The organism is Actinoplanes sandaracinus (assembly GCF_030009775.1).
Lineage (GTDB): Bacteria > Actinomycetota > Actinomycetes > Mycobacteriales > Micromonosporaceae > Actinoplanes > Actinoplanes sandaracinus.
On sequence record NZ_JASCTH010000027.1, the window covers coordinates 100,232 to 125,530 of the forward strand.

28 protein-coding genes and 3 pseudogenes are annotated in these 25,299 nt (G+C 70.7%); 14 read left to right on the plus strand and 17 right to left on the minus strand.

Annotated elements, in window-relative coordinates; genetic code table 11:
• The first annotated feature begins 6 nt into the window (after positions 1-6).
• From QLQ12_RS34550 to QLQ12_RS34560, 3 genes are all read left to right on the plus strand, one after another.
• Complete coding sequence (locus QLQ12_RS34550) at positions 7-1,215, plus strand: MFS transporter (protein WP_282764965.1); 1,209 nt, start codon at positions 7-9, stop codon at positions 1,213-1,215.
• Between the two features lie 164 nt (positions 1,216-1,379).
• Complete coding sequence (locus QLQ12_RS34555) at positions 1,380-1,859, plus strand: hypothetical protein (RefSeq protein WP_282764966.1); 480 nt, start codon at positions 1,380-1,382, stop codon at positions 1,857-1,859.
• A 104-nt stretch (positions 1,860-1,963) separates the two neighbouring features.
• Entirely contained in the window at positions 1,964-2,698 is a 735-nt protein-coding gene (locus tag QLQ12_RS34560) for a class I SAM-dependent methyltransferase (RefSeq protein ID WP_282764967.1), read from the plus strand.
• A gap of 655 nt (positions 2,699-3,353) precedes the next feature.
• On the opposite strand, the gene QLQ12_RS34565 is transcribed toward QLQ12_RS34560, so the two are convergent.
• Positions 3,354-3,872 (minus strand): GNAT family N-acetyltransferase, encoded by a 519-nt coding sequence (locus QLQ12_RS34565; RefSeq protein WP_282764968.1) that lies wholly within the window; start codon positions 3,870-3,872, stop codon positions 3,354-3,356.
• Positions 3,873-4,008: 136 nt separating this feature from the next.
• On the opposite strand from QLQ12_RS34565, the gene QLQ12_RS34570 reads away from it, so the two are divergent.
• Positions 4,009-4,134 (plus strand): hypothetical protein, encoded by a 126-nt coding sequence (locus QLQ12_RS34570; RefSeq protein ID WP_282764969.1) that lies wholly within the window; start codon positions 4,009-4,011, stop codon positions 4,132-4,134.
• Positions 4,131-4,394: a hypothetical protein gene (locus QLQ12_RS34575; RefSeq protein ID WP_282764971.1), complete on the plus strand. Its 264-nt coding sequence runs from the start codon at positions 4,131-4,133 to the stop codon at positions 4,392-4,394. Before QLQ12_RS34570 ends, QLQ12_RS34575 begins: the two co-directional genes overlap by 4 nt.
• On the opposite strand, the pseudogene QLQ12_RS46925 reads toward QLQ12_RS34575, so the two are convergent.
• The 3 genes and pseudogenes from QLQ12_RS46925 to QLQ12_RS34585 form a co-directional block, all read right to left on the minus strand.
• Positions 4,395-4,606 (minus strand): annotated as a pseudogene (locus QLQ12_RS46925) (DUF4158 domain-containing protein); the annotation flags it as partial.
• 57 nt (positions 4,607-4,663) lie between these two features.
• A pseudogene (locus QLQ12_RS47200) lies at positions 4,664-4,708 on the minus strand (hypothetical protein); the annotation flags it as partial.
• Positions 4,709-4,944: 236 nt separating this feature from the next.
• Positions 4,945-5,820 (minus strand): LysR family transcriptional regulator, encoded by an 876-nt coding sequence (locus QLQ12_RS34585; RefSeq protein WP_282764973.1) that lies wholly within the window; start codon positions 5,818-5,820, stop codon positions 4,945-4,947.
• A 69-nt stretch (positions 5,821-5,889) separates the two neighbouring features.
• Between QLQ12_RS34585 and QLQ12_RS34590 the strand changes: the two genes are divergently transcribed.
• Genes QLQ12_RS34590 through QLQ12_RS34600 form a run of 3 tightly spaced genes read left to right on the plus strand, consistent with a single transcriptional unit; the run spans position 5,890 to position 10,559 of the window.
• Positions 5,890-6,771, plus strand: a complete 882-nt coding sequence (locus tag QLQ12_RS34590) for an EamA family transporter (RefSeq protein WP_282764975.1) — start codon at positions 5,890-5,892, stop codon at positions 6,769-6,771.
• On the plus strand, positions 6,764-7,759 hold the full coding sequence (locus tag QLQ12_RS34595; RefSeq protein ID WP_282764977.1) for a phosphotransferase: 996 nt from the start codon (positions 6,764-6,766) through the stop codon (positions 7,757-7,759). Before QLQ12_RS34590 ends, QLQ12_RS34595 begins: the two co-directional genes overlap by 8 nt.
• Before the next feature lie 49 nt (positions 7,760-7,808).
• The gene (locus QLQ12_RS34600) at positions 7,809-10,559 is read left to right on the plus strand and encodes a tetratricopeptide repeat protein (RefSeq protein WP_282764978.1); all 2,751 of its coding nucleotides are present in this window, start codon (positions 7,809-7,811) and stop codon (positions 10,557-10,559) included.
• Positions 10,560-10,573: 14 nt separating this feature from the next.
• On the opposite strand, the gene QLQ12_RS34605 is transcribed toward QLQ12_RS34600, so the two are convergent.
• A complete protein-coding gene (locus QLQ12_RS34605; protein ID WP_282764980.1) occupies positions 10,574-11,173 on the minus strand; it encodes a helix-turn-helix domain-containing protein in 600 nt (199 codons plus the stop codon).
• A 192-nt stretch (positions 11,174-11,365) separates the two neighbouring features.
• Here QLQ12_RS34605 and QLQ12_RS34610 point away from each other — a divergent pair, with 192 nt between their 5' ends.
• On the plus strand, positions 11,366-11,605 hold the full coding sequence (locus tag QLQ12_RS34610; RefSeq protein WP_282764981.1) for a hypothetical protein: 240 nt from the start codon (positions 11,366-11,368) through the stop codon (positions 11,603-11,605).
• A 17-nt stretch (positions 11,606-11,622) separates the two neighbouring features.
• Here QLQ12_RS34610 and QLQ12_RS34615 read toward each other — a convergent pair whose 3' ends face one another.
• The 3 genes from QLQ12_RS34615 to QLQ12_RS34625 all read right to left on the minus strand — a co-directional run bounded on the left by QLQ12_RS34615 (position 11,623) and on the right by QLQ12_RS34625 (position 14,599).
• Complete coding sequence (locus QLQ12_RS34615) at positions 11,623-12,204, minus strand: TetR/AcrR family transcriptional regulator (protein ID WP_282764982.1); 582 nt, start codon at positions 12,202-12,204, stop codon at positions 11,623-11,625.
• Between the two features lie 13 nt (positions 12,205-12,217).
• Positions 12,218-13,729: an MFS transporter gene (locus QLQ12_RS34620; protein ID WP_282764983.1), complete on the minus strand. Its 1,512-nt coding sequence runs from the start codon at positions 13,727-13,729 to the stop codon at positions 12,218-12,220.
• Between the two features lie 81 nt (positions 13,730-13,810).
• The gene (locus QLQ12_RS34625) at positions 13,811-14,599 is read right to left on the minus strand and encodes a hypothetical protein (protein ID WP_282764984.1); all 789 of its coding nucleotides are present in this window, start codon (positions 14,597-14,599) and stop codon (positions 13,811-13,813) included.
• 187 nt (positions 14,600-14,786) lie between these two features.
• Between QLQ12_RS34625 and QLQ12_RS34630 the strand changes: the two genes are divergently transcribed.
• On the plus strand, positions 14,787-15,977 hold the full coding sequence (locus QLQ12_RS34630; protein ID WP_282764985.1) for a serine hydrolase domain-containing protein: 1,191 nt from the start codon (positions 14,787-14,789) through the stop codon (positions 15,975-15,977).
• Positions 15,978-16,020: 43 nt separating this feature from the next.
• A complete protein-coding gene (locus QLQ12_RS34635; protein WP_282764986.1) occupies positions 16,021-16,473 on the plus strand; it encodes a GNAT family N-acetyltransferase in 453 nt (150 codons plus the stop codon).
• Between the two features lie 136 nt (positions 16,474-16,609).
• Here QLQ12_RS34635 and QLQ12_RS34640 read toward each other — a convergent pair whose 3' ends face one another.
• The 6 genes from QLQ12_RS34640 to QLQ12_RS34665 form a co-directional block, all read right to left on the minus strand.
• Entirely contained in the window at positions 16,610-17,008 is a 399-nt protein-coding gene (locus QLQ12_RS34640; RefSeq protein WP_282764987.1) for a hypothetical protein, read from the minus strand.
• Positions 17,009-17,337: 329 nt separating this feature from the next.
• Positions 17,338-17,571 carry a hypothetical protein gene (locus QLQ12_RS34645; RefSeq protein WP_282764988.1) on the minus strand — a complete coding sequence of 78 codons (234 nt, stop codon included), beginning with the start codon at positions 17,569-17,571 and terminating at the stop codon, positions 17,338-17,340.
• Positions 17,572-17,880: 309 nt separating this feature from the next.
• On the minus strand, positions 17,881-18,072 hold the full coding sequence (locus QLQ12_RS34650; protein ID WP_282764989.1) for a DUF4396 domain-containing protein: 192 nt from the start codon (positions 18,070-18,072) through the stop codon (positions 17,881-17,883).
• A 92-nt stretch (positions 18,073-18,164) separates the two neighbouring features.
• Positions 18,165-18,764 carry a nitroreductase family protein gene (locus QLQ12_RS34655; protein WP_282764990.1) on the minus strand — a complete coding sequence of 200 codons (600 nt, stop codon included), beginning with the start codon at positions 18,762-18,764 and terminating at the stop codon, positions 18,165-18,167.
• 47 nt (positions 18,765-18,811) lie between these two features.
• Positions 18,812-19,576, minus strand: a complete 765-nt coding sequence (locus tag QLQ12_RS34660) for a pirin family protein (protein ID WP_282764992.1) — start codon at positions 19,574-19,576, stop codon at positions 18,812-18,814.
• An 86-nt stretch (positions 19,577-19,662) separates the two neighbouring features.
• The gene (locus QLQ12_RS34665) at positions 19,663-20,217 is read right to left on the minus strand and encodes a YceI family protein (RefSeq protein WP_282764993.1); all 555 of its coding nucleotides are present in this window, start codon (positions 20,215-20,217) and stop codon (positions 19,663-19,665) included.
• Positions 20,218-20,328: 111 nt separating this feature from the next.
• Here QLQ12_RS34665 and QLQ12_RS34670 point away from each other — a divergent pair, with 111 nt between their 5' ends.
• Positions 20,329-20,796, plus strand: a complete 468-nt coding sequence (locus QLQ12_RS34670; protein WP_282764994.1) for a MarR family winged helix-turn-helix transcriptional regulator — start codon at positions 20,329-20,331, stop codon at positions 20,794-20,796.
• Between the two features lie 122 nt (positions 20,797-20,918).
• Here QLQ12_RS34670 and QLQ12_RS34675 read toward each other — a convergent pair whose 3' ends face one another.
• Entirely contained in the window at positions 20,919-21,314 is a 396-nt protein-coding gene (locus tag QLQ12_RS34675) for a hypothetical protein (RefSeq protein WP_282764995.1), read from the minus strand.
• Positions 21,315-22,121: 807 nt separating this feature from the next.
• Between QLQ12_RS34675 and QLQ12_RS34680 the strand changes: the two genes are divergently transcribed.
• Together QLQ12_RS34680 and QLQ12_RS34685 are read left to right on the plus strand one after the other, a co-directional pair.
• Positions 22,122-22,961 (plus strand): nitroreductase/quinone reductase family protein, encoded by an 840-nt coding sequence (locus QLQ12_RS34680; protein WP_282764997.1) that lies wholly within the window; start codon positions 22,122-22,124, stop codon positions 22,959-22,961.
• A gap of 149 nt (positions 22,962-23,110) precedes the next feature.
• Positions 23,111-23,827: a VOC family protein gene (locus QLQ12_RS34685; RefSeq protein ID WP_282764999.1), complete on the plus strand. Its 717-nt coding sequence runs from the start codon at positions 23,111-23,113 to the stop codon at positions 23,825-23,827.
• A 327-nt stretch (positions 23,828-24,154) separates the two neighbouring features.
• On the opposite strand, the pseudogene QLQ12_RS34690 reads toward QLQ12_RS34685, so the two are convergent.
• Positions 24,155-24,496: pseudogene (locus QLQ12_RS34690) on the minus strand (Tn3 family transposase); the annotation flags it as partial.
• Between the two features lie 150 nt (positions 24,497-24,646).
• On the minus strand, positions 24,647-25,210 hold the full coding sequence (locus QLQ12_RS34695; protein WP_282765003.1) for an SMI1/KNR4 family protein: 564 nt from the start codon (positions 25,208-25,210) through the stop codon (positions 24,647-24,649).
• Between the last annotated feature and the right edge of the window lie 89 nt (positions 25,211-25,299).

Here is a 25,299-nt window from a genome sequence, read left to right on the forward strand (position 1 = left end):
ACGACCATGACCACCACTTCGTCCCCCACTCCCGTCCGCGTCCTGCTCCGCGGACGGTTCGGCTGGTTCTTCGCGGGACGCACGATCGACCTGTTCGGCAGCTCGATGACCACGGTCGCGCTGTCCCTGGCCGTACTCCAGACCTCCGGGAACGCCACCGACCTGGGCATCGTGCTGGCGGCGAACATGCTGCCCATGCTCGTGCTGCTGCTCGCCGGAGGAGTCCTCGCCGACCGGTTCAGCCGCCGCCTGCTGCTGATCGCCGCCAACCTCGTCAGCGGCGCGGCCATCGCGGCGGTCGCGGTCATCCTGCTGACCGGCCGCTACCACCTCGGCACCGTCGCGGCGCTGTCCCTGCTGACCGGGGCCGTCGGCGCCTTCGCCGCACCGGCGCTGCGCGGCATCGTCCCGGAGCTCGTCGCCGACGATGACCTGCAGCGAGCCAACGCCCTGCTGTCCGGAAGCGGTCACGCCGTCCGCATCATCGCGCCGACCGTCGCGGCGCTGCTCACCGCCACGGCCGGCGGCGGCTGGGCCCTCGCCGTCGACGCGTGCACCTATCTGGTGGCGGCGCTCCTGTTCCGGCGGCTCCCGGCGGGGAGCCGCACGCCCGCCGCCACGCGGGCGCTGCCGGACGGGCTCGCGGCCGGCTGGCGGGTGTTCCGGTCGCTGCGCTGGGTCGTACTGACCAGCCTGTCCTTCGCCGTGATCAACGCCGTCAACGTCGGCCCGTGGAACATCCTCGGCCCGCTGCTCGTCACCGACCACGACGGCGCGCTCGGCTGGGGCGCGGTGCTGTCGATCCGGGCGGCCGGCCTGCTGCTGATGAGCGTGCTCGCGGTCCGGCTGGTGCTGCGCCGCCCGCTGCGCACCGGGCGGCTGCTCGGCGTCCTCCCCGCGCTGCCGCTGCTGGCCCTCGGGCTGTCCGGAGACATGTGGATCGTCGCGGTGGCGGCGTTCGTGGGCGGCCTCGGGTTCACCGTCTCGGCGATCACCTGGGACACCGCCCTGCAGTCCCGCGTGCCACGCGAGGCGCTGTCCCGGGTGTCGGCCTTCGACGACCTGTTCTCGTACGCCGCGATCCCGCTCTCGCAGCTCGCCGCCGGACCGCTCGCGGCGGCGATCGGCGCCCACCGCCTCGCCCTGCTGTGCGGCCTCGTCTATGCCGTGGCGGCGCTGGCGCCGCTGGCCAGCCGCGAGGTCCGCCGGGCCTAGACGTCCCGGGGGGCCCACCGCGGCCGCGGTGCGCCGCCCGGGGCCGGACCGCCGCCGCGGCGGTCACCCAGGCTTCCGCCGATGTCGAGCGCCCGGCTCCGGCGCGGGTCGCCCCGCAACGCCGGTCTGGGGAACCAGAGCGGCCACCGGGGAGTCGAAACGACATGAATCCCACGCGTCTGATGGTGCTCGCCGTCCTGCTCGCACTGGCCGGATGCGACGGCGCGGCCGGCTCCGGCGGCCCGCAGCCGCGATATCTCAACCCGGCCGGCTCATGTCCCGGCGTCGACGCCTCCGCCGAGCGTCTGGCGGATCAGCCGTTGCCCGGGGACTTCCGCCCGGTCTCCGTCGTCCTCTGCGACCTCCAGCCGGAGGCGTTGGCCTCCCGCGCGGGAGGCACGATTCGGCCACCGGCCGTCCGGCGTTCCATCGGCCCCTTCGACGATCTGGTGCGAGCGCTGCGGGGGCCGCTGCCCGAGCCGCCGCGCGGGGAGTTCGCGTGCCCGGCGATGCTGCAGGCCCCGATGCTTCTGGCTTTGACCGACGCGTCGGGCCGCACCGTGCTGCCGGCCATCCCGGCCACCGAATGCGGCTTCCGCACGCCGGCCGTGGACTCGGCCGTTCGGGCGCTGTCCTGGGAGTGAGCTTCCGATCCGGCGTCACCCCTCCGCCGTGCCGCGAACGCTGGTGATGTGAAGAGATCCACTTCGCTCTTGCGGGCGGCATCGCCGCCGGGTTGGCTCGGGGCATGGCGCTCATCGCGTACGACGAAGCCGACGCCGCCGCGTTCGAGGCGACCCGTCATCTGGGCGACGACGCGCTCGGCGCGTGGCGCGAGGCGATCACCCGATACCTGGATCCGCAGCCCGGTATGTGCCTGCTCGACCTCGGCTGCGGCACCGGAAGCTGGTCACAGGCGTTCCGTACGTGGTGGCCCGCCACCGACGTGCTCGCCGTCGAACCGTCCGCCGCGATGCGGGAGCGCGCCCTGTTCGAGCCGGTCCTCTGTGGTGACGCCGCCGATATTCCGGCCGAAGACGAGAGCATCGACGCGGTCTGGGTCTCCACGGTCATCCACCATGTTCCCGACCTGGCGGCCGCCGCCCGGGAGATCCGCCGCGTCCTGAAACCCGGTGGCCCGGTCCTGATCCGTTCCGCGTTCCCGGGCCGGCACGAGGGCATCACCCTGTGCCGCTTCTGGCCCGAGGTGATCACCGCGCTGAACGACAGGTACCCGACCGTGGCCGCCGTCGAGGCCGCGTTCGCCGCCTCGGGCTTCACCACCGCCGGGCTCGAACCGGTCGCGCAGGTCTCCGCGTCATCGCTGCAGGAAGCCGCCACCGGCCTGCGCCGCGAGGCGCACACTCTGCTGCAGTTGATCAGCGATGACGCGTACGCGCAAGGTGTCGAGCGACTCCACGCGGCCGCGCGGACCGCGACCGGCCCATCGATCGATGTCCTCGATCTGCTGGTGCTTCGTTGACAGTCCCCCCGGCCGTGATCGTCAAGCCTCTTCACGGGCGCACCGATGTAGCCGCTTCGTGGCTGCCTTGGTCTAACCTGCGAGTCATGGTTGGCACCTCCCACGCGGGAATGAGCGCCGCGTTCCACCCCCTCTAGGTGGCCGCATCTCGCGGCCCCGAAGGGGGTCGACCATGTCTCGTACGGACAAAGACGGTCCGCATCATCGGCGAACCGGCATCCGGCTTCTCGTCGGTGGCGGTGGTCCGCCTCGCTGGTTCGTCCACCACGTCTGGACCAGCGGGGAACGTCAAGCGGTGCGAGGGGCGTGCAGAGAGGCCGTCAAGGAGCATCGTCGTGACGGGATCATCGACACCATCCCCAGCGTTCAACAGCATCGCCACGGCGCGCAGTGGCTTTGGTGGTGAGCGCTGGCGTGCGACATGCAGACCCGGACCTGCCGACCGCGGTGGAGCGGACCGCGGCCGACACCTGCGCGGGGATCCTCGACCGGAGCATCCCCGCGCAGGTGGCAACCCACCCTCCATACGTTGTGGGACACGAGGGGAGCCCGCTGGGCGACCTGCTTCCGACGGCGACCTGGGCGGGCGCGCCGACACCGACCTGCGGACCCGGCTCGACGCGCTGGCCCGGACCATTCTGAACCGCATGGAGCCCTAGAGCGCGATCCAATAGCGGCGCTTGAGTCCGATGGGGGTATCGCGTATGTCCTCCAGCACCCCGCCATGCCTCTCGATCACCCGGGCCGACGCGGCGTTGTCGTCGTCGCACGTGATGAGCACAGACTTCAGGTGTCGTCGCCGGGCCACACTCAGCACCTCTCCGAGCGCCCAGCTCGCCGCGCCGCGACCTCGCGCGGACGGGCGGACGCTGTAACCGATGTGGCCGGCCGCCTGCAGCAGGAAATCGGTGAGCGCGTACCGCAGCGAGATGGCGCCCAGGACCATGTCCTCCTGGTCGACGATCCACCAGTACTCGGCGTGCACCAACCCCGTCGCGGGCGGCAGGCTCTCGTCGCTCTCCCGTCGTAACCGTGCCACCCACTCGGCGAAGCCGGCCGGCGAATCGATGTCATCACCGGGGCGTAGTCCGCTGCCGGGCTGATGCACGCCGTCGCCCCATTCGTCGCGTGACGCCAGCCACGCCGCATGCAGCTCTGTCGTTGGGTTGATCATTCTGAGCACGGCCAAGGATCACGGCTCCACGACGGTTCCCGCAACCCGGATCCGGTACGGGAGGCGGCGTCCTGGCCGTCAAGGTGCTCCGTGGCCAGGGTTACCCGGCGGCCATCGACGCACAGAGAGAGACCTGATGAACCGATCGACCGAGCACGAGCTGCGCGAACTGTTCGCCGCCGAGGCCGCCGACGCCCCCGACGATCAGGCCGTGGCCGCCGCGGCGATCCGCCGGATCCCCCGCTGGACCTGCGATCGGTGACCTTCCAGGTGCACACCTGGTTCGAGGGCGGCGCCGCGGACACCGTGGCGGTCGACATGACACCGCCCACCGCGGGTGCCGGGACGGACGACGCCACCTCCGAGTTCGTCCCGGCCTATCAGATCGGCACCCGGCTGCTCGTGTCCGGCACTCCCCGCTGGGGCGGCGCGCCGCTCGCCGACCCGATCGCCTGGGGGTGCGGTTTCACCCGCTACTACAGCCGCGCGACGGCGGCCGAGTGGTCGACCGCGACGAGGTGACTCACTAGCCAGCCGGAACAGCGGCTTCGGCCCGTCATGCTCCACCGCCCGGTCGAACAGAAACTCGTCCACTCACCCCGGTCCGAGCACGCCGCCCGCAGTACACGACCACGTCCCGCAGATGATCGGTACGCGTCTGCTCCCGCTCGCCCGTAACCCCGCAACTCGCCCATCGGCACGCCCAGCCGCTGCGACAACCGGCCGAGCGCGGCCGGCTTGCCTTTGGCCCTGGCGGTCGCCATGCCCTCGCGGGTACGCATCCGCAGCAGGTCCACCTCGAACTCGGCAAAGATGGCCAGGATGGTGAAGAACATCTTGCCCCTCGGGTCGGTCGGGGTCGTAAATCATCGTGCCGAGCTGCAGGCGGATGCGGCGCTCAACCAGGGAGTCACCGATCTGCCGGGCGTCCGGCACGGAGCGGGCCAGCCGGTCCAGCTTCGGCACGACATACCGACCTTCCTCGACCCCGGAAGCCCGTGGGGTACGGCTATCAGGCTATCCTCCTAGGATGCTCTGCGCGAGGTGACGCCGGTCGCGCGCCCGGGGCGGCTCACGGCTCGTCGATCGTGCCGCTGGCGAGGTAAGCGGCGCGGCTGAGGCTGACCAGGTCCTCGAGGCGGGCCGGGGGATCGTCGCGCCACCAGGCCAGCCACACGTCGATGCGCGGAGCCTGCCGCAGCATGCGATAGGCGACGCCCGGCCGTGGGTTCTGGTTGGCGGTCGCCTCGGAGGTGATGCCGACGGCCTGGCCGGCGGCGATCAGGGTGAGCCATTCGTCGACGCTGTGGGTGGTGCGGATCGTCGCCGGGGCCGGGCCGGGATGCCACAGGCCGAGGGTGGTGGTCCCGGTGCGGACGTCGATCGCGACCGGGTACCGGACCAGGTCGCTCAGGCGCAGGGTGCGGCGGCGGGCGAGCGCGTTGTCGGTGGCGACGGCGGCGCAGCGGGCCTCGGTGCCGATCAGCGCGGTGTCGAAACGCGGGTCGTCGAGGGCGCTGCGGACCACGGCGACGTCGGCGGTCCCGTCGCTGAGGCCGGCGCTGGGGGTGTTGGTGTGGGTGAAGACCAGGGAGGTGCCGGGGTGGCGGGCGGCCCATGCTCGCTGCAGCCGGCGGGTGTGTTTGCCCAGCGCCGCCCAGGCGTAGCCGACGCGCAGCTCGCTGTGCTGGCGATCAGCGAGTCGCCGCAGGTGGGTGACCTCGTCGAGGATGCGGCGGGCGCTGGCGAGGACCTGCGTGCCGGTTCCGGTGAGGGTGACGTGCCGGGTGGTGCGCTGCAGGACGCGTACGCCCAGCGCCTCCTCCAAGGCCGCGACCGAGCGGGAGACGGCGGCCTGGGAGACGCCGAGCTCACCGGCGGCGTCGGTGAACGTGCCCGTGTCTACCACGGCGACGAGGGCGCGCAGGTGACGCAACTGCAGATCCATACGTTCAGCGTATAGATGCCGCGCCGGGCGTATTTCTGTCCGGTGGGCGGAACCGTGAGACTCGTCGTCATGACGGTGGAGGTCGAACAGCGGCCGGCCACGGCGAGGGGTCGCGGATCGCGGATCGCCGGGCTGGCGATGATGATGGGCAGCGCGGCCAGCAACCAGACCGGTGCGGCGGTCGGCGCGCACGCCTTCGAGGCGATCGGCCCGCCGGGTGTGGTGGCGGCCCGGCAGCTCGTCGCGGCGGCGGTGCTGCTGCCGGTGGTGCGGCCGGACTTCCGGCGGTTCACGTGGGCCCAGTGGTGGCCGACGCTGCTGCTCGGCGTGGTGTTCGTGACGATGAACATGGGCCTGTACACGGCGATCGACCGGATCGGCCTCGGCCTGGCGGTGACGCTGGAGTTCCTCGGCCCGCTCGCGGTCGCGCTCGCGGGTTCCCGCAGCCGTTTCGACCTGCTGTGCGCGGCCGGCGCGGGCGCCGGGGTGTACGTGCTGGTCCTGCCGTCGGGCAGCAGCGACTGGGTGGGTATCGGCTGCGGGGTGCTGGCGGCCGGCTGCTGGGCGTCCTACATCCTGCTGAACCGGCTGCTCGGGCAGCGGCTGCCCGGTCTGCAGGCGACGGCGGCCGCCACCACGGTCGCGGCGGTGCTGACCCTGCCCATCGTGGTGATGCTGATCGTGCAGGGGCGGCTGACCGGGACCGCGCTGCTGTTCGCCGCCGCCGCCGGGGTGATGGCGTCGGTGATCCCCTACGCCGGTGACCTGATCGCGCTGCGGCGAGTGCCGACCCGTTACTTCGGCGTGGTGATGAGCGTCCACCCGGTGTTCGCGGCCCTCGCCGGGCTGGCCCTTCTCGGACAGGTCCTCGCTGTGCACGAGTGGATCGGCATCGTGATCGTGGTGGCGGTCAATGTGGTCGCCGTCCGGCAGAATGCCGGTCGTGGCTGAACGACTCGTGCACAGTACGTCCAACGAGGTCACCGGCGGCGTCTGGCGGATCGGACGAGGCGGCGGCACGGCGATCCGCAAGATCGTCACGCCGCGCCGGGCGGGAGCCGCCGCCCATCTGGCCGCCAGCGACGAGCCGGGGCACTTCAACTACTGGCGGCGGGAGCCGCTGGCCTATGAGACCACGCTGGCGTCGACGGCGTTCTCGGCCGGCGGGGTGAGCGCGCCCGCCCTGCTCGAGCTGACCACACTCGACGACGGTTCCGTCGAGATGCTGCTGGAAGACGTCCCGGGTGTGCCCGGAATGCGGTGGACCCCCGCTGAGCTGGGCGAATGCGCGTACCAGATCGGGGTTGCGCAGTCCGGATGGGCGGGGGAGCCGCCGGCGACCGCCTGGCTGGCCCGGGATTGGCTGCGCGACTACACCCTCGCCCAGCCTGTTGGTGAGGACCTGCGCTGGGATCATCCGGCGGCCGAGGCGGCCTGGCCGCCCGCGCTGCGCGCCGGGCTGCGGCGGCTGTGGGAGCGGCGGCACGACCTGCTGGCGGCGGCGGACGCGCTGCCGCGCACCCTCTGCCACCACGACGTCTGGCCGATGAATCTGATCGCTTCCGGTCGCGGGGTGGTTCTTCTCGATTGGGCGTACGCCGGACCGGGCGCGATCGGGGAAGACGCGGCGAATCTGGCGCTGGACACGTTCTGGGACGGGCTGGTGGACGTGTCCCTGCTGCCGGCCGTCATCGACGCGGTGATCAGCGGATACGCGCGCGGACTGGCGCCGGTGGCCGGGCCCGCGGAGGTGCGCCGGGCGATCATGGTGACCGGCGCGGCGAAGTACTTCTGGCTCGCCCCGCGGATGCTGTCGATGGCGTGGAGCAGTCCGCCGGGCAGGGGTTACGACACCCGGGACTGGGAGTCCATGTTCGCCGGCCGCACCCCGATGTTCCAACTCGTCGTGGATTGGGCTGACGCGCTCTGTCATGAATGAGCACTCTCGGTGGCTTCCCTGTAACTGATGGTGGCGCCATGATGACCGGATGAGCGGACAACGACCGGCGCGCGCCGCCGCCGTCGCGTTCACCGTGCTCGTGTTGACCGCCATCGGTCTCGGTGGCACGCGACTCGGCTGGTGGGATACGCCGCAGAAGGCGGAGGAAGCCGCCGGTGGCACTTTTGCGTGGCTGGAGCCGGTGAGCTGGATCGCCGGGGCACTCTCGCTGCTGGTGACGATCTACTATGCGCGGTGGCAGCACGCTCCGGCGGGGACGGCCCCGGCGCCTGCTCCCACCGTGATGCCGGCGCAGCAATTGACCGTGATTTTGCAGAGCCCGTACGCGGCGGCGACCGCCCTGGCACGGTCCAGTGACGGCCTCGTGACGATGTCGGTGCACTCGCCCCCTCCGGGCGACGCCGATCCTCCGGATCGTGGCCGTCGCGACGGCGGCGGTCAGGGCCCGGTCAACCAGGACGTGGCACGCAAGTCCCTGAAGGAACATCTGACCGCCGGCCGGTCGTGCGTGATCGCCGTGCACGGGCGGCCGGGCGTGGGCAAGTCCATGCTCGTCGAATCGGTGACGCGGGAGATCGGGACGGTCCCTAAATGGATCCGGCTCTTCAGCGACCACCGGCTGGACGTCATGGCGCTGGTCCGCGCCGTCGGCCCGGCGGGTCAGCCGGCCCTCCGCGACCACGAGGACGTGCTGGACAGGTTGCAGGCGGCGCTCGACGAGGGTGACGGACCCCCGGTCACGGTGGTGGTGGACGGGGCGCACCACCTCCTGGAGCCGGGCACCGCCACGCTGAAGGATCTGCGGCTGGAGGAGGCGCTGCGCAAGGTCGCCTCCGGACGGCCGCGGCCGGTCAAGGTCGTCCTCATCGGCGACCGGGCGCCCGAGCTGGGCCGCGGCAACCAGCCGGCTGACGATCCCGTTCGGATCTTCGTCCACCGTCTCTCCGCCACCGACTTCCGGACCTGTCTGGAGCGCATCGCCGCCGACCAGAGCGTGGATCTGGGGGCCGTCGACTGGGGACGTCTGCACCAGGTCCTCCAGGGTGTGCCACGCCTGGGTCAACTCTTCTGCTCGGCGCTCGCCCTGTCGCGCGACCGCATCACGGCCGACGGGCTGCTCCGGCGGCTGGTGGAGGAGTTCTCTGGCGACCGGGAGCGGGCTCTCGCGACGATCGTGGTCCAGTCGCTGCACGACGAGCAGCGGCGGGTGGCCGCGGCGCTCGCCGCCTATCGCACCCCGGTCTCGCTGGACCTGGTGAACGAGCTGCTCGACGAGGAACTGCCCGCCATGGTGGGGCCGCGCCTGAACGAGCTGGTGGACGCGCACCTCGTCGGCCGGAGCGACGACAAATACCATGTGCTGAACGCGCAGGTCCTCGCCGCCTTGGACGCGCGGCCCGACGGTCCGGACAGCCTGCTGCATCAGGCGGCGGAGGTGCTGTCGCGCCGCAACGGCCCGACGGTGCGGGCCGGGTCCGCGTTCGACCTCGATCTCCGGTTCGCCGAGATCGACCTGTGGTGCCGTGCCGGCCGCTGGCTGACGGCCTTCGAGCGGGTCGAGCGGCTCGACCGGGTCCTGCGGCCGATCGGCGCCGCGGAGTTGCTGCTCAAGCCCCGCGAGGCCGTGGCGCCGCACCTGGAGTCGGCCGCGGACCGGACGGCGAACCACAACACCATCGGGACGATCTATCTCGCCCGCGGTGATCTGGAGAAGGCGCGGGCGGCGTTCGAGGAAGCGCTGGACGAGGTGCCCGGCTCGGGCCAGCCGGTGCATCATGAGCGGAAGATCCGGCTCAATCTGGCCGACCTCGCGTGGCGCGACGGCGACTTCGCCGGGGCGCAGGGCTGCTTCCAGCAGGCGCTCGACATGGTCCGTACCGGCGAGGACCAGGACGTCGAGGACCGGCGCGACCGGATCGCCGCCCTCGCCGGACTCGCCGACTGCGCACGGCACTGGGGCGATCACCAGGCGGCGATCCGCCTCGGCACCTCGGCCTGGGAGGCGGCCGCCGCCGAAGGCACCCGGCAGGGCGTCCGGATAGCCGTCCGGCTGGCGCGCTGGCACTCCGAATGCGGCGATCCGGACGAGGCGGCCGAGTTCATGAGCCGGGCCGACACGGCGCTCCAGCGGTATGCGGCCGACGACGCCGCGTTGCGGGCGCAGTGCCTGGACGGGCGGGCCGACCTGGCCCTGGACACCGGAGACTACGCGGGGGCGGCCCGGCTGGCGGCAGCCGCCGTCGCCATGGCGCTGCGGGTGCACGCGCCGAACACCGTCCTGCAGGCCCGCACCACGCTCGCCATGGCTCACCTCCGCCTCGCCGGTGAGTCCGTGACCGAACGCGTCGCGGCGGCCGAACTCGTCGCGGCGCGCAAAGCCGTCGAGGAGGCCCTGCCGTACCGGCGTGACAGCCGATCACTGGCCGTCCTCGCCCTGCGTGCGCTGATCACCTTCCGGCAGAACCCGGACGGCCCCGCCGACCTGTACTTCGCGGACCTCCTGGCCGCGGCCGTCGCCCGGCGGCGTGAGAAGCGTGACTACGCGGCGTGGGAGTTCGAGGGCCTGGCCCGTGCCGCCGACCACGCGCTGCGGCACGGGCGGCTGAAACCGGCGGTGTTCGCCTTCGAGAAGGCGCGGGCGCTGTGCCCGGCGCCGGTGGTTCTTCGTGACCGCCTCGAGTACCAACTGCGGCTGCTGGCGGTCCGGATGCCGGCGGAGTCGATGGAGATCCTCGTCGACGCCGCGACCGGCCGGGCCGAGCAGAGCCGGCGGCCGTGACCCGGCCGCCGCGCTCACATCCAGCCGCGTTCCCGGGCTCGCATGAGCGCCTCGATCCGGCTGTGCACCCCCATCTCCCGGTACAGCGTGCGGAGCAGGCGGAACATCGCCCGCTCCGAGTAGCCGACGTGCCGGGCCAGCTCGGCGACGGTCGCGCCGGCCGCCAGAGCCTGTAACCAGGACAGCTTCTCCGCGGAGATCGCGGCGTCACCGGCGTCCTCACCCGAGGCCAGGGCGGCGGCGACGGCGGCCGGCAGCACGGCCTGTCCCTCGATGGTCGCGGCGACCGTGCGCTGCAGCATCATCGCCGTCGTCTGCCGCGGCATCACCGACCGGGCGCCGGCGCGCACCGCGCGGACTCCGGCGGCGGCGGTCGCCGCCCCGAGCAGGACCACGACCGGGTGCGACGGCTCACTCTCGTGCAGCCGGCCCAGCAACCGCCAGTCGTCCTCGTCCTGCACGGTGAGCAGGACGACCGCGGACGTGCTCGCCTGGCGGGCCCAGGCGACCACGTCCGGGGGAGTCCACACCGGATAGCCCGCCGCGGTCAGAACCGTGACGGCGCCCTGACGAAACAGCGGCAGCGGGTCGACGACCGCAACCTCGACGGGCACCCGGGTGATCCTTCCGCCGTGCCGCTGGAGGGTCTCAGCCTAGACATGAAGGCGATCACTGCAGGGGCGGCGACATCGATCGGTCGGTATCGCGCCGGCAGCGTGTCCCGTCCCTGCCAAGGAGGTCATGGACCCGCGCGCGATCCCGTTCCTACGTTCGAGACGGCAGTCGGCTCGAGTGGAGGAGAAGCGATGGTCTCTGACGACGACACCGAACCGCGGGACCCGAACGTGTTCCCGCCGCGGCCCCACGAATTCCGGGACCCCGCGGACGACAAGATCGAGACGCTGATCGTACAACTGGCCCGGCAGGAGCCGGACTGGGGCCGCCGGTGGATCCTCGAGGCGCTACGGCGCCGTGGGTTCACGCTGGACCAGGCACACGTCGACCACGTCCTGCGCAAGTACGGGTTGCCCAACCTCGACCTGTGAGGTCACGCCCGCCGCGGTCAGCGGGGCCAGTCCAGGTCCTGCCACAGCGCGGGGTGGCGGGTGAGGTGCAGCAGGCGCTCGGCCAGACGGTGGTGCGCCGGGGTCTGCGCGGACGCGCCCCAAAGGGGAGCGCTGCTCATGCCGTCGGCGGCGGCCACCACCAGGGCGAGGACGTCTTCCGGCAGGCCGTCGGCGGCCAGCGCCGCGTCGATGCGCTCGGCGTCGGCGCGGGCCACCTCGGCCACCGCGGGCAGCGTCATGAGCTGCGTGATCAGGGCCAGCGATTCGCGGGCCTCGTCGCCGGCGGGGGTCAGGACGGCGCGGATGTAGGCGCGGGTCAGCCGGCCGGGGGCGGTGTCGTCCGGGTCCAGGGCGGCGTCGACGCTGGCCTGGAAGGCGGCCAGCTCCGCGTGGACCAGCCCCATGATCAGCTCGTCCTTGCTGGCGAAGTGGTAGATCAGGCCGCCCTTGGAGACCCCGGCGAAGCGGGCGATCTCGTCGAGGGACGCGTGGATGCCCCGCACCCGGATCGCCTCGCCCGCCGCTGTCAGCAGCGCCCGTCTCGTCTCTTCCGGTGACCGGCCCGCAGTGCGTCCCACGCCGACACCGTACCTACGGCCGCGTCGCGCGCGGCGAGGGGATCAGGCGCCACGCCACGATCGCGGCGACGGCCGTGAGGATCGCCGCGACCACGGAGGTGACCTGCATGCCGGTGATGAACGCGTCCCGCGCGCCGGCGGCGGCCGCCGAGCCCGGCTCCAGGACCTGCAGGGCGGGGCCCAGCGAGTCCCGTACCCTCGTGGCGTCCTCGGCCGTGAGGCCGGAGGGAACGTCCACCTCGGAGCGGTAGACCAGGGTGACGAGCGATCCCAGCACCGCGATGCCGAGGACCACGCCGAGTTCGTTGGCGGTCTCGGTGATCGCCGACACCGACCCCGCCTTGCGGGGTGGCGCGGCCGAGACGATGGCGTCGCCGGTCAAGGTCATCGCCAGGCCGATGCCCAGCCCGATCGGCGCCAGAGCCAGACCCAGCCAGAGGTACGGGCCGTGCGCGGCCGCCGCCACCAGCGCCAGGCCGGCCGCCGCCGTGGCCATGCCGAGCGCGATGGCCCGCCCGCGGCCGAGCCGGGTCACCGCGACGCCGATGAGCGCGATGACGGCGATCGAGGCGATCGTCGCCGGCAGCTCCGCGAGGCCGGCCTGCAGCGGGCTGTGGGCGCGGGCGAGTTGCAGGTACTGCGAGAAGAAGAACAGCAGGCCGGTCAGGGCGAAGATGGCGATGACATTGGCGGCGACCGCGCCGGAGAAGGCGGGGCTGCGGAACAGCTCGACGTCGAGCATCGGCTGGTCCAGGCGGCGCTGCCGGCGCACGAACAGCACGCCCGCGGTCATCCCGGCGAGCAGGCAGCCGGCCGTGACGGCGTCGAGGCCGTGGCCGACGACGTGTTTGACGGCGAAGACCAGCGGGACGATCGCGGCCATCGACAGGCCGGCCGACAGCACGTCGAAACGGCCCGGCTCCGGGTCGCGGGACTCGGGCAGCAGCAGGTGGCCGGAGATCAGGAGCAGGATCATCACCGGCACGTTGATCAGGAACACCGAGCCCCACCAGAAGTGCTCCAGCAGCACGCCGCCGGTCAGCGGGCCGATCGCCGACCCGGCGCCGAACGCGGTCGACCAGATGGCGATGGCCCGGGCCCGCTCGGTGTCGTCGGGGAACAGGTTGCGGATCAGCGACAGCGTCGACGGCATGAGCGTCGCCCCGGCGACGCCGAGCAGCAGCCGGGCCGCGATCAGCGTCTCCGCGCTGGTGGCGAACGCGGCCGCCAGCGAGACGGCGCCGAACGCGGCCGAGCCGAGCAGCAGGACCCGCTTGCGGCCGAACCGGTCGGCCAGGTTGCCCATCAGCACCAGCAGGCCGGCCAGGGTGAGGGAGTAGACGTCGCCGATCCAGAGGACCTGCTCCGCGGTGGGGGCGAGGTCGACGGTCAGCGCGGGCACCGCCAGGGCGAGCACGGTCCCGTCGATGGCGAGCAGCAGCACGGCCGTGGAGAGGACGGCGAGCGCCGCCCACCGCCGCCGGGCCGGCAGCACCGTCGTCGTCGGCGTCGAAGTGGTGAGCATCCCGAAACTGTACCGGCCAGTCGGTAAAGTTCTCTATGGCTCAGGGCATGATCCCGGTCATGCCGCGATGGCGCCCACGTCCTATTCGACGAGGGGTTCGGCCTCCGGTGCGCGGGCGCCGGGCACGGCCGCCACGACCTCGTGGACGGCGTCGGGCTCGTAGACGAGGTGACTGCCGACGCCGCCGTACATCACGTTGACCCGGGGGGTGAACGTCTGCTCGCGGACGTTCAGCCGGCGGGCGAGGCCGGCGACCTCGCTCGCCGGCACCTGCCACAGCTCGGCCACCTGGGAAGTCTCGTACCAGCGCTCGATCGTTGGGTACGCCCGCACCACCGCGGTCTCATATCGCACGTCCACCCCGGCCGGAGCGAGGTGACCGGTGAACCAGTCCGTCAACGCCGGCGCGGTCATCCGCGGTTGCGGGCCCGGCGGGCATCGCAGGACCGGGCCGGCGGCCGTCTCGAAGACGACCTCGGCGCCCACGCTGCGGCCGAGCTTGAACCCTTCCACGATGACCACCCGGCGCAGGTCGGCCACCGGGATCCGGTCGGCGCCCCGGATCCGCTGGATCGTCACTCCGGCCGGCTCCTCCGCGGGCCGCACCTCGATCCAGCGGACCGCGCGAAGCTCGTCCCGGCTCATCAGCACCATGACGGCCGCGCCGAGGAGCAGCAGCAGTCCACTGAGCCCCGCCGCGGTCCGCCAGGCGGCGGAGAAGTCGAGGACCGCCCACACCAGGGGAGTCACGACCAGGAGGAGGGCCGGCAACCCCACGAACAGGGGGATCGCCAAGTTGACGAGCATCGAGCCCACCCAATGCCGGCCCGGATGCCGAATGAAGACCAGCCGTCGATCCCGCTCGCTCATGCCTCGACAGTAGACGGACCCTGTGACCTATCTTCCTAGGATGGCCTACGGCCAGTGCGGCACGCCGCACCCCGGAACACACGACGGCTTCGCCGACGGGACTGGGGGATCGTCCGGATACAAGATCAGGGTCGGCAAAGGGACATCGCCGGAGTCGGCGGCCGAACGAGGCAGGCAGGGTACAGAAATGCGTAAACGTACCCGTACCACCGCTGCTCTCGCCGTCACCGCCGTGGTGACCGCCGCCCTCGGCGTGCCCTCCGCCGTCGCCGCCCACCCGGCCCGGTGCGTGCTGGAACCGTCCGTGCCGACGACCCTGCCCACCCTGTCGGCCACCAAGCTCTCCGCCGCGATCGGCGACGTGCCCGGCGGCCTGCCCGACGCCGAGGCGAGCGGCGCGCTGGCGCAGATCCGCGGCACCGCGGGCTGCTGGCAGGGGACCGCTGGGATCGGCGACATCCGCACCGGCGGTGACGTGCCGCAGAACGGCAAGTTCCGGATCGGGTCGATGACCAAGGTGTTCACCGCGGTCGTGGCGCTGCAGCTGGTCGCCGAGGGCCGTCTCGACCTGGACAAGACCGTCCAGGAGTATCTGCCCGGGTTCCTGCCGGCCGACTATCTGCCGATCACCGTGCGGCAGGTGCTGAACTACACCAGTGGGCTCAACGGGGTGGGTGTTCCGCACAAGACGCCCGCCTGGTTCTTCGAGCACCGCTACGACCACTGGGCCGACGGCAGCCAGCTCGACGTGACCAAGCCGCTCGCCTTCGCACCGGGGGAGTATCAGCGGTACGGCAACGCCGACTACTGGATGGCCGGCCTGCTGATCCAGAAGGTCACCGGGCACGCCTGGGAGCGCGAGGTCCACGACCGCATCATCGAACCGTTGCGCCTGCGCGGGACGAGCACGCCGGTGGACAGCTCGCGGATTCCCGGCCCGTACTCTCACGGGTACGAGGTGACCAAGGACGGCTGGGTGGACGTGTCGTCAGCCAACCCGTCGCTGCAGTGGTCGGCCGCGGCGATCATCTCCACGCCGGAGGACCTGGACCGGTTCATGGTCGCGCTGTTCGACGGCAAGCTGGTGCCGCCGGCGCAGCTCGACCTGATGTTCACCGTGCCGCCGGGCACCACCACGTTCGACGGCGACAAGGACCCGGCCAACAACCCCCCTGCGGCGTACGGGATGGGCCTGGGAAGTTTCCAGATCGGTTCGCTGACCGTGTGGGGCAAGACCGGCGACCGGCCCGGGTACGCGAACGGCATGGGCGCCACCCGTGATCTGAGCCGCCGGCTCGTCTTCTCGGTGAACACCCTGCACATGGGCGGTGACCAGCCGGTCCGCGCCCGGCAGATCATCGGCGCCGCGTTCAGCTGACCTGAGCCGCCGGGCGCCGGTCCGGACCGGCAGGATGTCCGGCATGGTGATTCAGCTTCGGCCCATCGTTCGACAGGATGCGAAACGTCTCGCCGACCTGCTCGGGCATCTGGGGTATCCCACCGACGAGGTGACCGTGCGGGACCGGCTTGGCCATTGGTCCGACGATCCGGCGAGCGTCCTCATCGGCGCCGACGACGACGGCGACCTGATCGGCGTCGCGGCTCTGCACACGATGCCGATGCTGGAGGTCTCCGGAAAGCTGGGGCGTCTGCTCGCGCTGGTGGTCGACGAGAGATGCCGCGGCCGGGGCGCCGGGCGGCTGCTGGTCGCGGCGGCCGAGGAGCGGGCCTGGGCCGCCGGCTGCGTCCGGATGGAGATCACGTCCAGCCGCCATCGGGTGCGGACCCACGACTTCTACCAGCGTCTCGGATACGAGGACCGGTGCGCCTCGTCGGCCCGCTTCCTGAAGGTTCTCAGCCCGCCCGGTGAGTGAGTCGCAGGGCGATGGCGGCGAGCCGCTAGCGGGGGTCGCGGAGCTGGGCGAACGCGGCGAGGTTCTGGGTGAGGAACGTTTCGACCGTTCGCGGGGTACTTGGGCGGGCCGCCCGTCTACGTCCTCTTCGGCAGAATTAGCGACGTGCGAAGTAGAAGGCAACAACGCCGCCGATGAGCGTGCCGAGCGTCGCGACGATGGTGCTGAAGAAGGCGACCATGTCCTTGAGGACGTCGGGTTTGTTCATCGCGATGACTGTGGCGAGGATGACGACACCGCCCAGGCAGAGTCCGAAGATCCACAGCAGGAGGAACGCCACGGCCCTGACATGGTCGGGTGGTGGCCCTTCACTCGGTTCGTCCAGGCCTCGGCGGCTGGCTCGCGGATCGGGGTGGTCGTCGCTGAGATTGAGTTCTGTCGAACCGTACTCGTCGTGGCTGAGATCGAGTGCGGTTGGCTCGTCCTCGGAACTGGCCCCTGCCTCCTCGAGGCAGGGGTCGGGGCGCTCTGCGTTCGGCGCATCGGAGTTTGTCATGTCTTGGGCCCGTGGTGCACCAGCCGGCGCAAGAGGTCGACGACAGCCTCGAGTGCGGCACTCTCGGGGCGATCGAGTCCCCACTCGCGGTGGTGAGCCATGCCAGCCAGCAGACTGCGCACGCTGGCCCGGAACTCTTCTATCGCAGGGTCGGTGCAGGGTGGGCCAAGTCCCCGCGCCGAGGCGAGCGGATCCTCGCCGGAGAGGTCCATGATCTCCACCGGCGGCGGTGTCCGAGCGTGGCCCATGAGAGTTAATGTGCCTGACGGCAGCGGGGGCCGCGCATCAAAACATGAACAAAATTCCTCTATGCTGCAAGGGGCGTCCCGTTACCGGCCGCCGGCGAACTCGACTTCCCGAGACTTCCCGGTGGCGGGGTTCTCCACGACGACGCGCTCGTTGCGCTCCAGCACGCCGTGTAGCCACTTCTGGGTCGAGATGGATCGGCGCAGCTGCTCGGTGACGGAGATGCCGTTCGCGCTAGCCATGTCCTTGAGCGCTTGGACCACCTCGTTGGACAACGTGACAGTGAGCTTGACCGTCTTGGAGTCCGTGGTAGCCATGATGCCCATCTCCTTCGTACGTAGTGTCGTCGGTGTGCAGGACAAGTCTGGACCCGGACCCGGCTTTTTACCAGCTTTTTGCCGTCCTGGCTGGTAGCAGTTCGGTTGCGGGGAGTCTTGTGGCCCCCCATCCGCCGCCTGCCTTGCCGTGCGGCCAGTGAGATCGCGCTCCGCCGCGCGCTCACGGCCGTGGCGGTCGGTCTGGTGATCGGGTGCTGCCGAGCCGCGGCGCGGTCAGTGTGCGTGGTGGTACTGGTGCGCGGCGGCGTGGCCCTTGCCACGAGATCAGCCACCGGTTGACCGGGGTGGTCAGCCCGAACGGCCATTGCCGGGGCGAATGCCAGCGACGCCCAGTACACCCGGCTGGCGAGGCCGGCTTCCCATGGCGCTGGGCACCGCTAGCGTCACGGCGTTGTCCAGGATCTCCATCCCCGCGATGGAGACGGTGTCCGCGGCCGGGGCGACCTTCAGGGCGGTGCCGCAATCGAGCCCGGCGCGCATCGTGAAGGCGTAGCCGAACTCGGGGTGTAAAGCGCGCCGGGGCTGCCGGTCGCCGTGCCGGTATTCGTTGCGGTCCCGGGTCCGGCCGGTGCTCAGGCGGCTGTGGTCAGGGCGGGTGTGGGGGGCAGGAGCAGGTCGTCGAGCGGCATGCGGGTGCGGGGGGCGTGTTCGCGGGCGGCCAGCGGCGAGGGCAGCGCTGCGGTGGGGTCGAGGCGGCCGAGGGCGAGCACGACGACCGGTTGCACGCTCGGGTCGAGGCCGAAGGCGGCGGTGATGGCGGTGGGGTCGAAGCCGCCCATCTGATGGGCGGCCAGGCCGTGGTGCTGGGCCTGCATGACCAGGGAGGCGACGGCCTGGCCGGCGTCGTACAGCGCCCACGGCCGGGCTCGGCCGGCGTCGTCGACGGTCTGCGCGGCGACCAGCAGCAGGGCGCTGGCCGTGACGGCCCACGTCTGGTTGCCCTCGACGAGAGCGGCGTGCAGCCGGTCGAAGGTGGTCTCGCCGCGGCGGGCCGGCAGGAACCGCCAGGGCTGGCTGTTGTTCGCCGACGGTGCCCACCGCGCCGCCTCCAGCAGCGCGGTGAGGGCGTCGTCGGACAGAACATGGGTGCGGTCGAAGCCGCGAGGGCTCCACCGCTCGGCCAGCAGCGGGTGCAGCGGCACGGCCGTGGCGGCGGTCTTGGCGGCAATCATCGTCGTCGTCCTTTGCTGCGGGTGTCGTCGGCGGACAGGGTGCTGGTTCAGCCGAGGGTGGCGTGCATCTCCCAGACCAGGATCTCGGCGGGCTCGGTCGCGACCACGCGCTGCCCGCCGGTGGCGGTGAAGCGCACCGCGTCGCCGGTGCCCAGCGGGCCGGAGCCTTCCAGTGTCACGGCGCCGCGCGGCACGAACAGGTGCAGGAATGGTGCGTCTGGCAGCTGCACGGCCTGGCCCGGCTGCAGGCGCGCGGCGTACAGGGCGGCGTACTTATTCTTGATCCGGATGGCGGCGTTGCCGTCGTGCTTGGCCATGCCGGAGGCCACCGGGACCAGACCGCCGGACAGCAGCTCGTTGTCGATCTCCAGCTGTTCGTAGCCGGGCGTGATGCCGGCCTCGTCGGGCACCACCCACATCTGCACGAAGTGCACCGGGTCGGTGTGCTTCTCGCCGCCCAAGGTCCAGGAGTCGTTCTTCTCCGAGTGCAGGATGCCGGTGCCGGCGCTCATCCGCTGCGCCAGGCCGGGGTAGATGACCCCGTTGTGGCCGGTGGAGTCCTGGTGCACCAGCGAGCCCTGCAGCACCCAGGTGACGATCTCCATGTCCCGGTGCGGGTGGGTGTCGAAGCCCATCCCGGGATGCACGATGTCGTCGTTGTTGACCATCAGCAGCCCATGGTGGGTGTTGCTGCGGTACTGGTGGCCACCGAACGAGAACGAGTGCTTGGAGTCCAGCCAGTCGATCTTCGTCGGGTAGCGCTTGTTCGCGGGCCGGACGTCGATCTTCGGGGTCAGCAGGGTGCTGTTCATGGCGGTGCCTTCCGAAAAGGTGAAACGAGACCTTGGATGGGTGGCTGAGACGGACCCTGCCGCTGGTGTCGGCAGCGCGGCGCCGGTCAGCTGTTCTTGATCGCGGAGACCTCGAACTGCAGAGTGATCTTGTCGCTGACCAGCAGGCCGCCGGTCTCCAGCGCGGCGTTCCAGGTCACGCCGTAGTCGCGGCGGTTGATCACCACCGAACCGGTGAAACCCAGCCGCAGGTTGCCGTACGGGTCGGTCGCCGCGCCCTCGTAGGCGAACGGGATCGTGATCGTGTTGGTGACACCCTTGATCGTCAGGTCACCGATCAGGTCGAGGCTCTCGTCGCCGGTCATCCGCAGGCCGGTGGAGACGAAGGTGATCTGCGGGTGCTCGTCCAGGGCCAGGAAGTCGTTGCTGCGCAGGTGCGCGTCGCGCTGCTCGTTGCGGGTGTTGATGCTGGCCGCCCGGATCGTCACCCGCACCGCGGTCGCCTCGGGGTTCGCGGCGTCGAACACCACGGTGCCGTCGAAGTCGTCGAACGCGCCGCGAACCTTGGTGACCATCGCGTGCCGGGCCACGAAGCCGATCTCGGTGTGCGTCGGGTCGATGGTGTAGGTGCCGGTCAGGTCGGTGGTGGTCGTGGTGTTCATGGTCAGTGCTCCTCCGTCGAAAGATGACGTGTCATGTACTACCTCAACGTACATGACACGTCATTCATTCCACAAGGATGACGTGTCATCAAAGTTCGCTAGGATCAGACCATGAGTGACACCCCCTGGCTCACCGCCGACCAGCAGCACGCCTGGCGCGCCTACCTGCAGGCACAGAACCGGCTCACCGCCGCGCTGAACCGCCAACTGCAGACCGACTCGGGCCTGTCCCTGTCGGACTACGAGGTCCTGGTCCACCTCACCGACGCCGCTGACGGCCGGTCGCGCCCCTACGAACTGCAGCGCGTCCTCGGCTGGGAACAGAGCCGCCTGTCGCACCATCTCGCCCGGATGCAGAAGCGAGGGCTCGTCGCCCGCAACGAGTGTCACGACGACGGACGTGGGGCTTACGTGCTGATCACCGATGCCGGCCGCCAGGCGATCACCGCCGCAGCCCCGCGGCACGTCGACGCGGTACGACGCATGTTCTTCGACCACCTCAGTACCGAGCAGGTCACCGCTATCGCCGAAGTCAGCACCAAGGTCCTCACCCGGCTAGACCCCGCCGACCCCTCCTGACCCCGACCGCACAGCCTCGTCAGCCCCTGCGCGAGGCCCGGGGCTGGTGTTAGCGGTGATCGAAGGAGGGCCGAGGCTATAGTCCTGGTCCCGGCCCTCCACGAAGCGCGGCAGTAGCGTCGTCAGCATTCCCGCCCGTCTGCCGCCACACCCGAGCCAGAGGTCGCAAGGTCGAGACCCTCCCCGGCGACCAGATCGCGCAGCTCGCTCTCCCGGCCGTCCTTGGGGAGCAAGTCAGCGAGTTGCTTGATCTCGTTGACGGGGCCGCGCCGTACCCGCCGGCCTTGTCTTTCGAGCACCGTCACCAATGACTGCGCAGCGTTCTGGGGTTCGCCCCGCCAGCCTTCCGGTTGCCGTTCCATCGCCTTGACCAGGTCCTCCAAGAGATTGATGACCCGCTCGTCGCGGTCCCCATCAGCCGTGGCTTCGACTAGCGCCGAGACGAGAAACCACTCCGTCAGGTACGGCTGGAGCAGGGTGAACACCTCATCCAGCCGGCCTTGTCGGCCGAGGAGCAACGCCAGAGCGTGCACCGCGTTCCGAGCGCCGGCATCGGCGTGAGGCTGCGCGAACGCGATCGCCGCATCGGTGCCATGCGCGGTTTCCAGGATTGCGGCGACCTGGTCGTTGCCGGCATCCCGGCCGGACCGTATGAAGCTGCGGTAGATCGTCGGCGCGTCATCATCTCACCTCGGCGAAGTAGTTCCTATCCCAGCGCGTCGCCGCAGGTCCCATCGTCGTCGTCCGCTGCGGAGCGCAGCACGTCGAGGTGGTTGCGTTCCACCAGCAGCCACACGACCCGGTACGGAACGTCTTGAGATGCCAACCTGAGCGGAACTGTAGAGAGCACCTTCCGCACGAGTAGAAATACCCGGGTGCAGTGCCCGCACGCTGACATTGACCTGGCAGACTGCCGGGCCTCGACCAGCCGGCCCGACCGACAGGATCCCGTCAGCACTTGACAGGCATCATCCTAGGATGGCTTAGCGGTAGTGCGGCAAGCCGCACCCCGGAAAACCACAAAGGACGGCTTCGCCGACCACACACAGCCGGTTGAAGTCGGTAGGGTGGGCGCGTGACTGCCGGGTCGGCCTTGGGCCATTACCGAGTGGGGCACCCGGCCGGTTCGTGACCGCCGGGCGACCGCCACGGTCGCCTGCCGCCCGCGCCCCGCCGCTGCCTGATCGCGATCGTGTACGCGACGCCGCACTGATTCATGCCGTCATTCGCGGCGGCCGGCCGTGGTTCGCCTCGCGGCCTTCTGTCCGGGTTCCCGCATCAGGGGCGCCCGGCCGACTCCGTCACCGAGCTACCGAAAGTTGAGAATGCCGAACGATTTCAACACCTCCATCATCGACGAGTTCCGGGCCAACCACGGCCGGGTCGGTGGGATGTTCGAGGGTGCGCGCCTGCTGTTGCTGACCACGACCGGCGCTCGCAGTGGCCGCCCGCACACGGTGCCGCTGGCGTATCTGCCCGACGGTGAGCGGATGCTGGTGATCGGGTCTGCCGGCGGGTCGGAGCGTCATCCCGCCTGGTTTCACAATCTGCTGGCCGATCCGGTCGCCACGGTGGAGGACGGTGCGTTCATCTACAAGGTGGAGGCGACGGTGCTGTCCGGGAAGGAGCGGGACGAGGCGTTCGCGCGGGCGGTCGAGCAGAGTCCCGGCTGGGCCGATTACGAGCGGCGGTCGGGGCGGGAGCTGCCGGTGGTGGCGTTGACGGCTGTTCCGGTTCCGGGTCCGCCGCGGTCGGATGCGGGTTCGCCGGGGGAGATGCTGCGGATCGTGCATGACGCGTTCCGGCGGGAGCTGGCGTTGATCCGTACCGAGGTGGCGGGCTCTGGTGTGGTTCTGGGTGCGCAGTTGCGGGTGAACTGTTTGACGTTGTGTGCCGGGTTGCACGGTCATCATGTACGTGAGGATCAGGGGATGTTTCCGGGGTTGGTGGAGGCTTATCCGGATCTGGCGCCGGTGATCGCGCGGTTGCGGGCCGAGCACGAGACGGTGGCGATGCTGGTGGGGCGGTTGCGGGAGGCGATCGCTGATCCTGGTTTGACGAGGGACGCGTTGGTTGCGGAGGTTGATGCGCTCACCGCTGAGCTGGAGAGGCATCTGGATTACGAGGAGGCGGCGCTGATTCCGGCGCTCGACGGCAAGATCTAGATTTCGTACGGCTACGGAACCCCGCGCCGTGGCGGTCCGCGCGGCGTGGGCGCCACTGGCGCCCGGCTGCGCGGGCTGCGGGCTGCTGCGTGGCCGGGGCGGGGGAAATCCGGGTGTGTGTGAGGGCTGGTTGCCCTAGTGTCCGCGGGATGGATTCTGCGGCGACTTCCGACCTGTCCGCGCTCTGTTTCGGTGCCGATGATCCGCGGGCTCTGGCGCTGTTCTGGGCCGAGTTCCTGGGCCGGGAGGTCGGTGCCGATCTGGTGGTGGCGCCTGGTGATGAGGGCGGGTTGCGGTTGCGGTTCGTGGCGGCCAGGGGTCCGAAGGCGGGTCCTAACCAGATGCATTTCGATCTGACGAGCGCGTCGCCGCGGGAGCAGGAGCGGACGGTGGCGCGGGCTTTGGCGTTGGGTGCGCGGCATATCGATGTCGGGCAGTTGCCGGAGGAGGGTCATGTGGTGCTGGCCGATCCTGAGGGCAACGAGTTCTGTGTCATCGAGGCGGGTAACGCGTTCCTGGCGGGGTGCGGTTTCATCGGTGCGGTGTCGAGTGACGGTTCACGGGCGGTGGGTTGTTTCTGGGCTGCGGCGCTGGGGTGGCCGTTGGTGTGGGATCAGGGTGAGGAGACGGCGATCCAGTCGCCGGCCGGCGGTACGAAGATCACGTGGGGTGGGCCGCCGGTGGCGCCGAAGACGGGTGTGAACCGGTTGTTCCTGGAGTTGGTGGCGCCGGCTGGTGGTGATTGGCGGGCCGAGGTGGAACGGTTGGCGGGGTTGGGGGCGGCGCGGGTGACCGATGGGGACGGTTTTGTGGATCTGCTGGACCCGGACGGGAATGAGTTTCGTCTGCTGACGGGTCTGTCCTGACCGGTCGGTCATGGTGCCGGCGGGGCTGACGCGCAGACTTGACGTCGCGGTCGGCGCCGGCGGCCGCGGCCGCGCTCGACGGCGAGCTGGGTGCGGGTGGTGGCCAGGTGGCGGTGGCCCTCCTGGGGTGATCGCGGCTGACCAGCCGCTGCCGTCGGAAGTGCGGGAGTGGGCTTCGACGAGGAGTGGCCACGGTTGCTGCCGCAGCACGATGGGGAAATGTAGCGTCCAGAGCGGGCCGAACGGGGAATCCGTGCTGCTGAGCACCGCGGCCGACGGCATGCCGGCCGAGCTCCCGCGCGACCTCGTCGCCCGGGTCTACCGGGGTCACAGCGAGATCCTCGTGCAGGTGACGATCAAAATACTTGTCGGTGCGGGCTCGTTCAGCCGCAGCGGCCGGTAGCCGTCGGTGTCGAGCCGGGCGAGTTCGCCGTCGATGTCGACGGAGTGGGTGCCGTAGAAGTGCACATTCTCGTGGTGGGTCGGCCAGATGTGCGCCAGGAGCTCGTCGTCGACGTCGCGGCCGGTCCGGCGCAGGGCGGCCACGCCGAGGCCGTGGTACTCAGTGGACCAGCAGACGATCGCGTTGGTGGCCAGGGTGAGGCACCACATCTGCTCGGTCTGCTGCTCGTGGTGCCGGCACCGGAGCGCGCCCTCGTCGGCGTACGCGGTGGTGCCGGAGGCGCTTGTGCGCGGTTGAAGACCTGCAGGAGCGAAGACAGGGCTGGTGGCGTTCACCGATGGTGACATCAGGGTCCTCGTTGTTGAGCGCGACGCGCGCGGGCCGAGCCGAGACCGAGGACGCGTGTAACACTCTGGCTAGATGATGACCTCGGGGCGGAGCCGTGGGATTGCCCATGGTTCCAGGGTGCCGGTGACCAGTTCGGCGAGGAACTGAACTGCCCCGCCGGCGTAGTGCCACCAGGCGAGGTTGCGGGACGCGACGGTGACTGGCCACTCATCGGGTCCGGCGCCAGTTGTAGTCCACAAGAAGACATCGCCTTGGTTCGATTCGGCCCAGGGAAGCAGGCCGCCAGGGGCGGGGTGGGGGCGCAAACCGATGGACATGTCCCCCTCCCACCAGTTCTGGACAAGCTCCAACTCGCTGTGAGTGCCGCGTAGCCAACGGTGCTCTATGCCTGGCTCGGGAAGGCGGACGTGTAAGAAGTCGTCTAGGACAAAAGGCGGGTAGAGCGCGGCGAGCAGCTTGTAGTCGGCCGGCAGAGCGATGCCCAGTCCTTCCTCCAGCAGTGCCACGTTCAGGGCGGCAGGCTCAGGGCGGCGGTACTTGGCGAGGCAGGGCACTGCCAGCTCAAGTACGTGTACTGCCGCGGCTGGCTCTGTGATCCGGCTCTGAGGCGTCTGGGTGCCAATGAGGTCCATGGACGATCACCATGCCAGGCGGGCGTGATTGAGTGGAAGATGGCTCCGTAGCGGCCAGCACCCCGGCTGATCTCTAACGCGCGTGCACT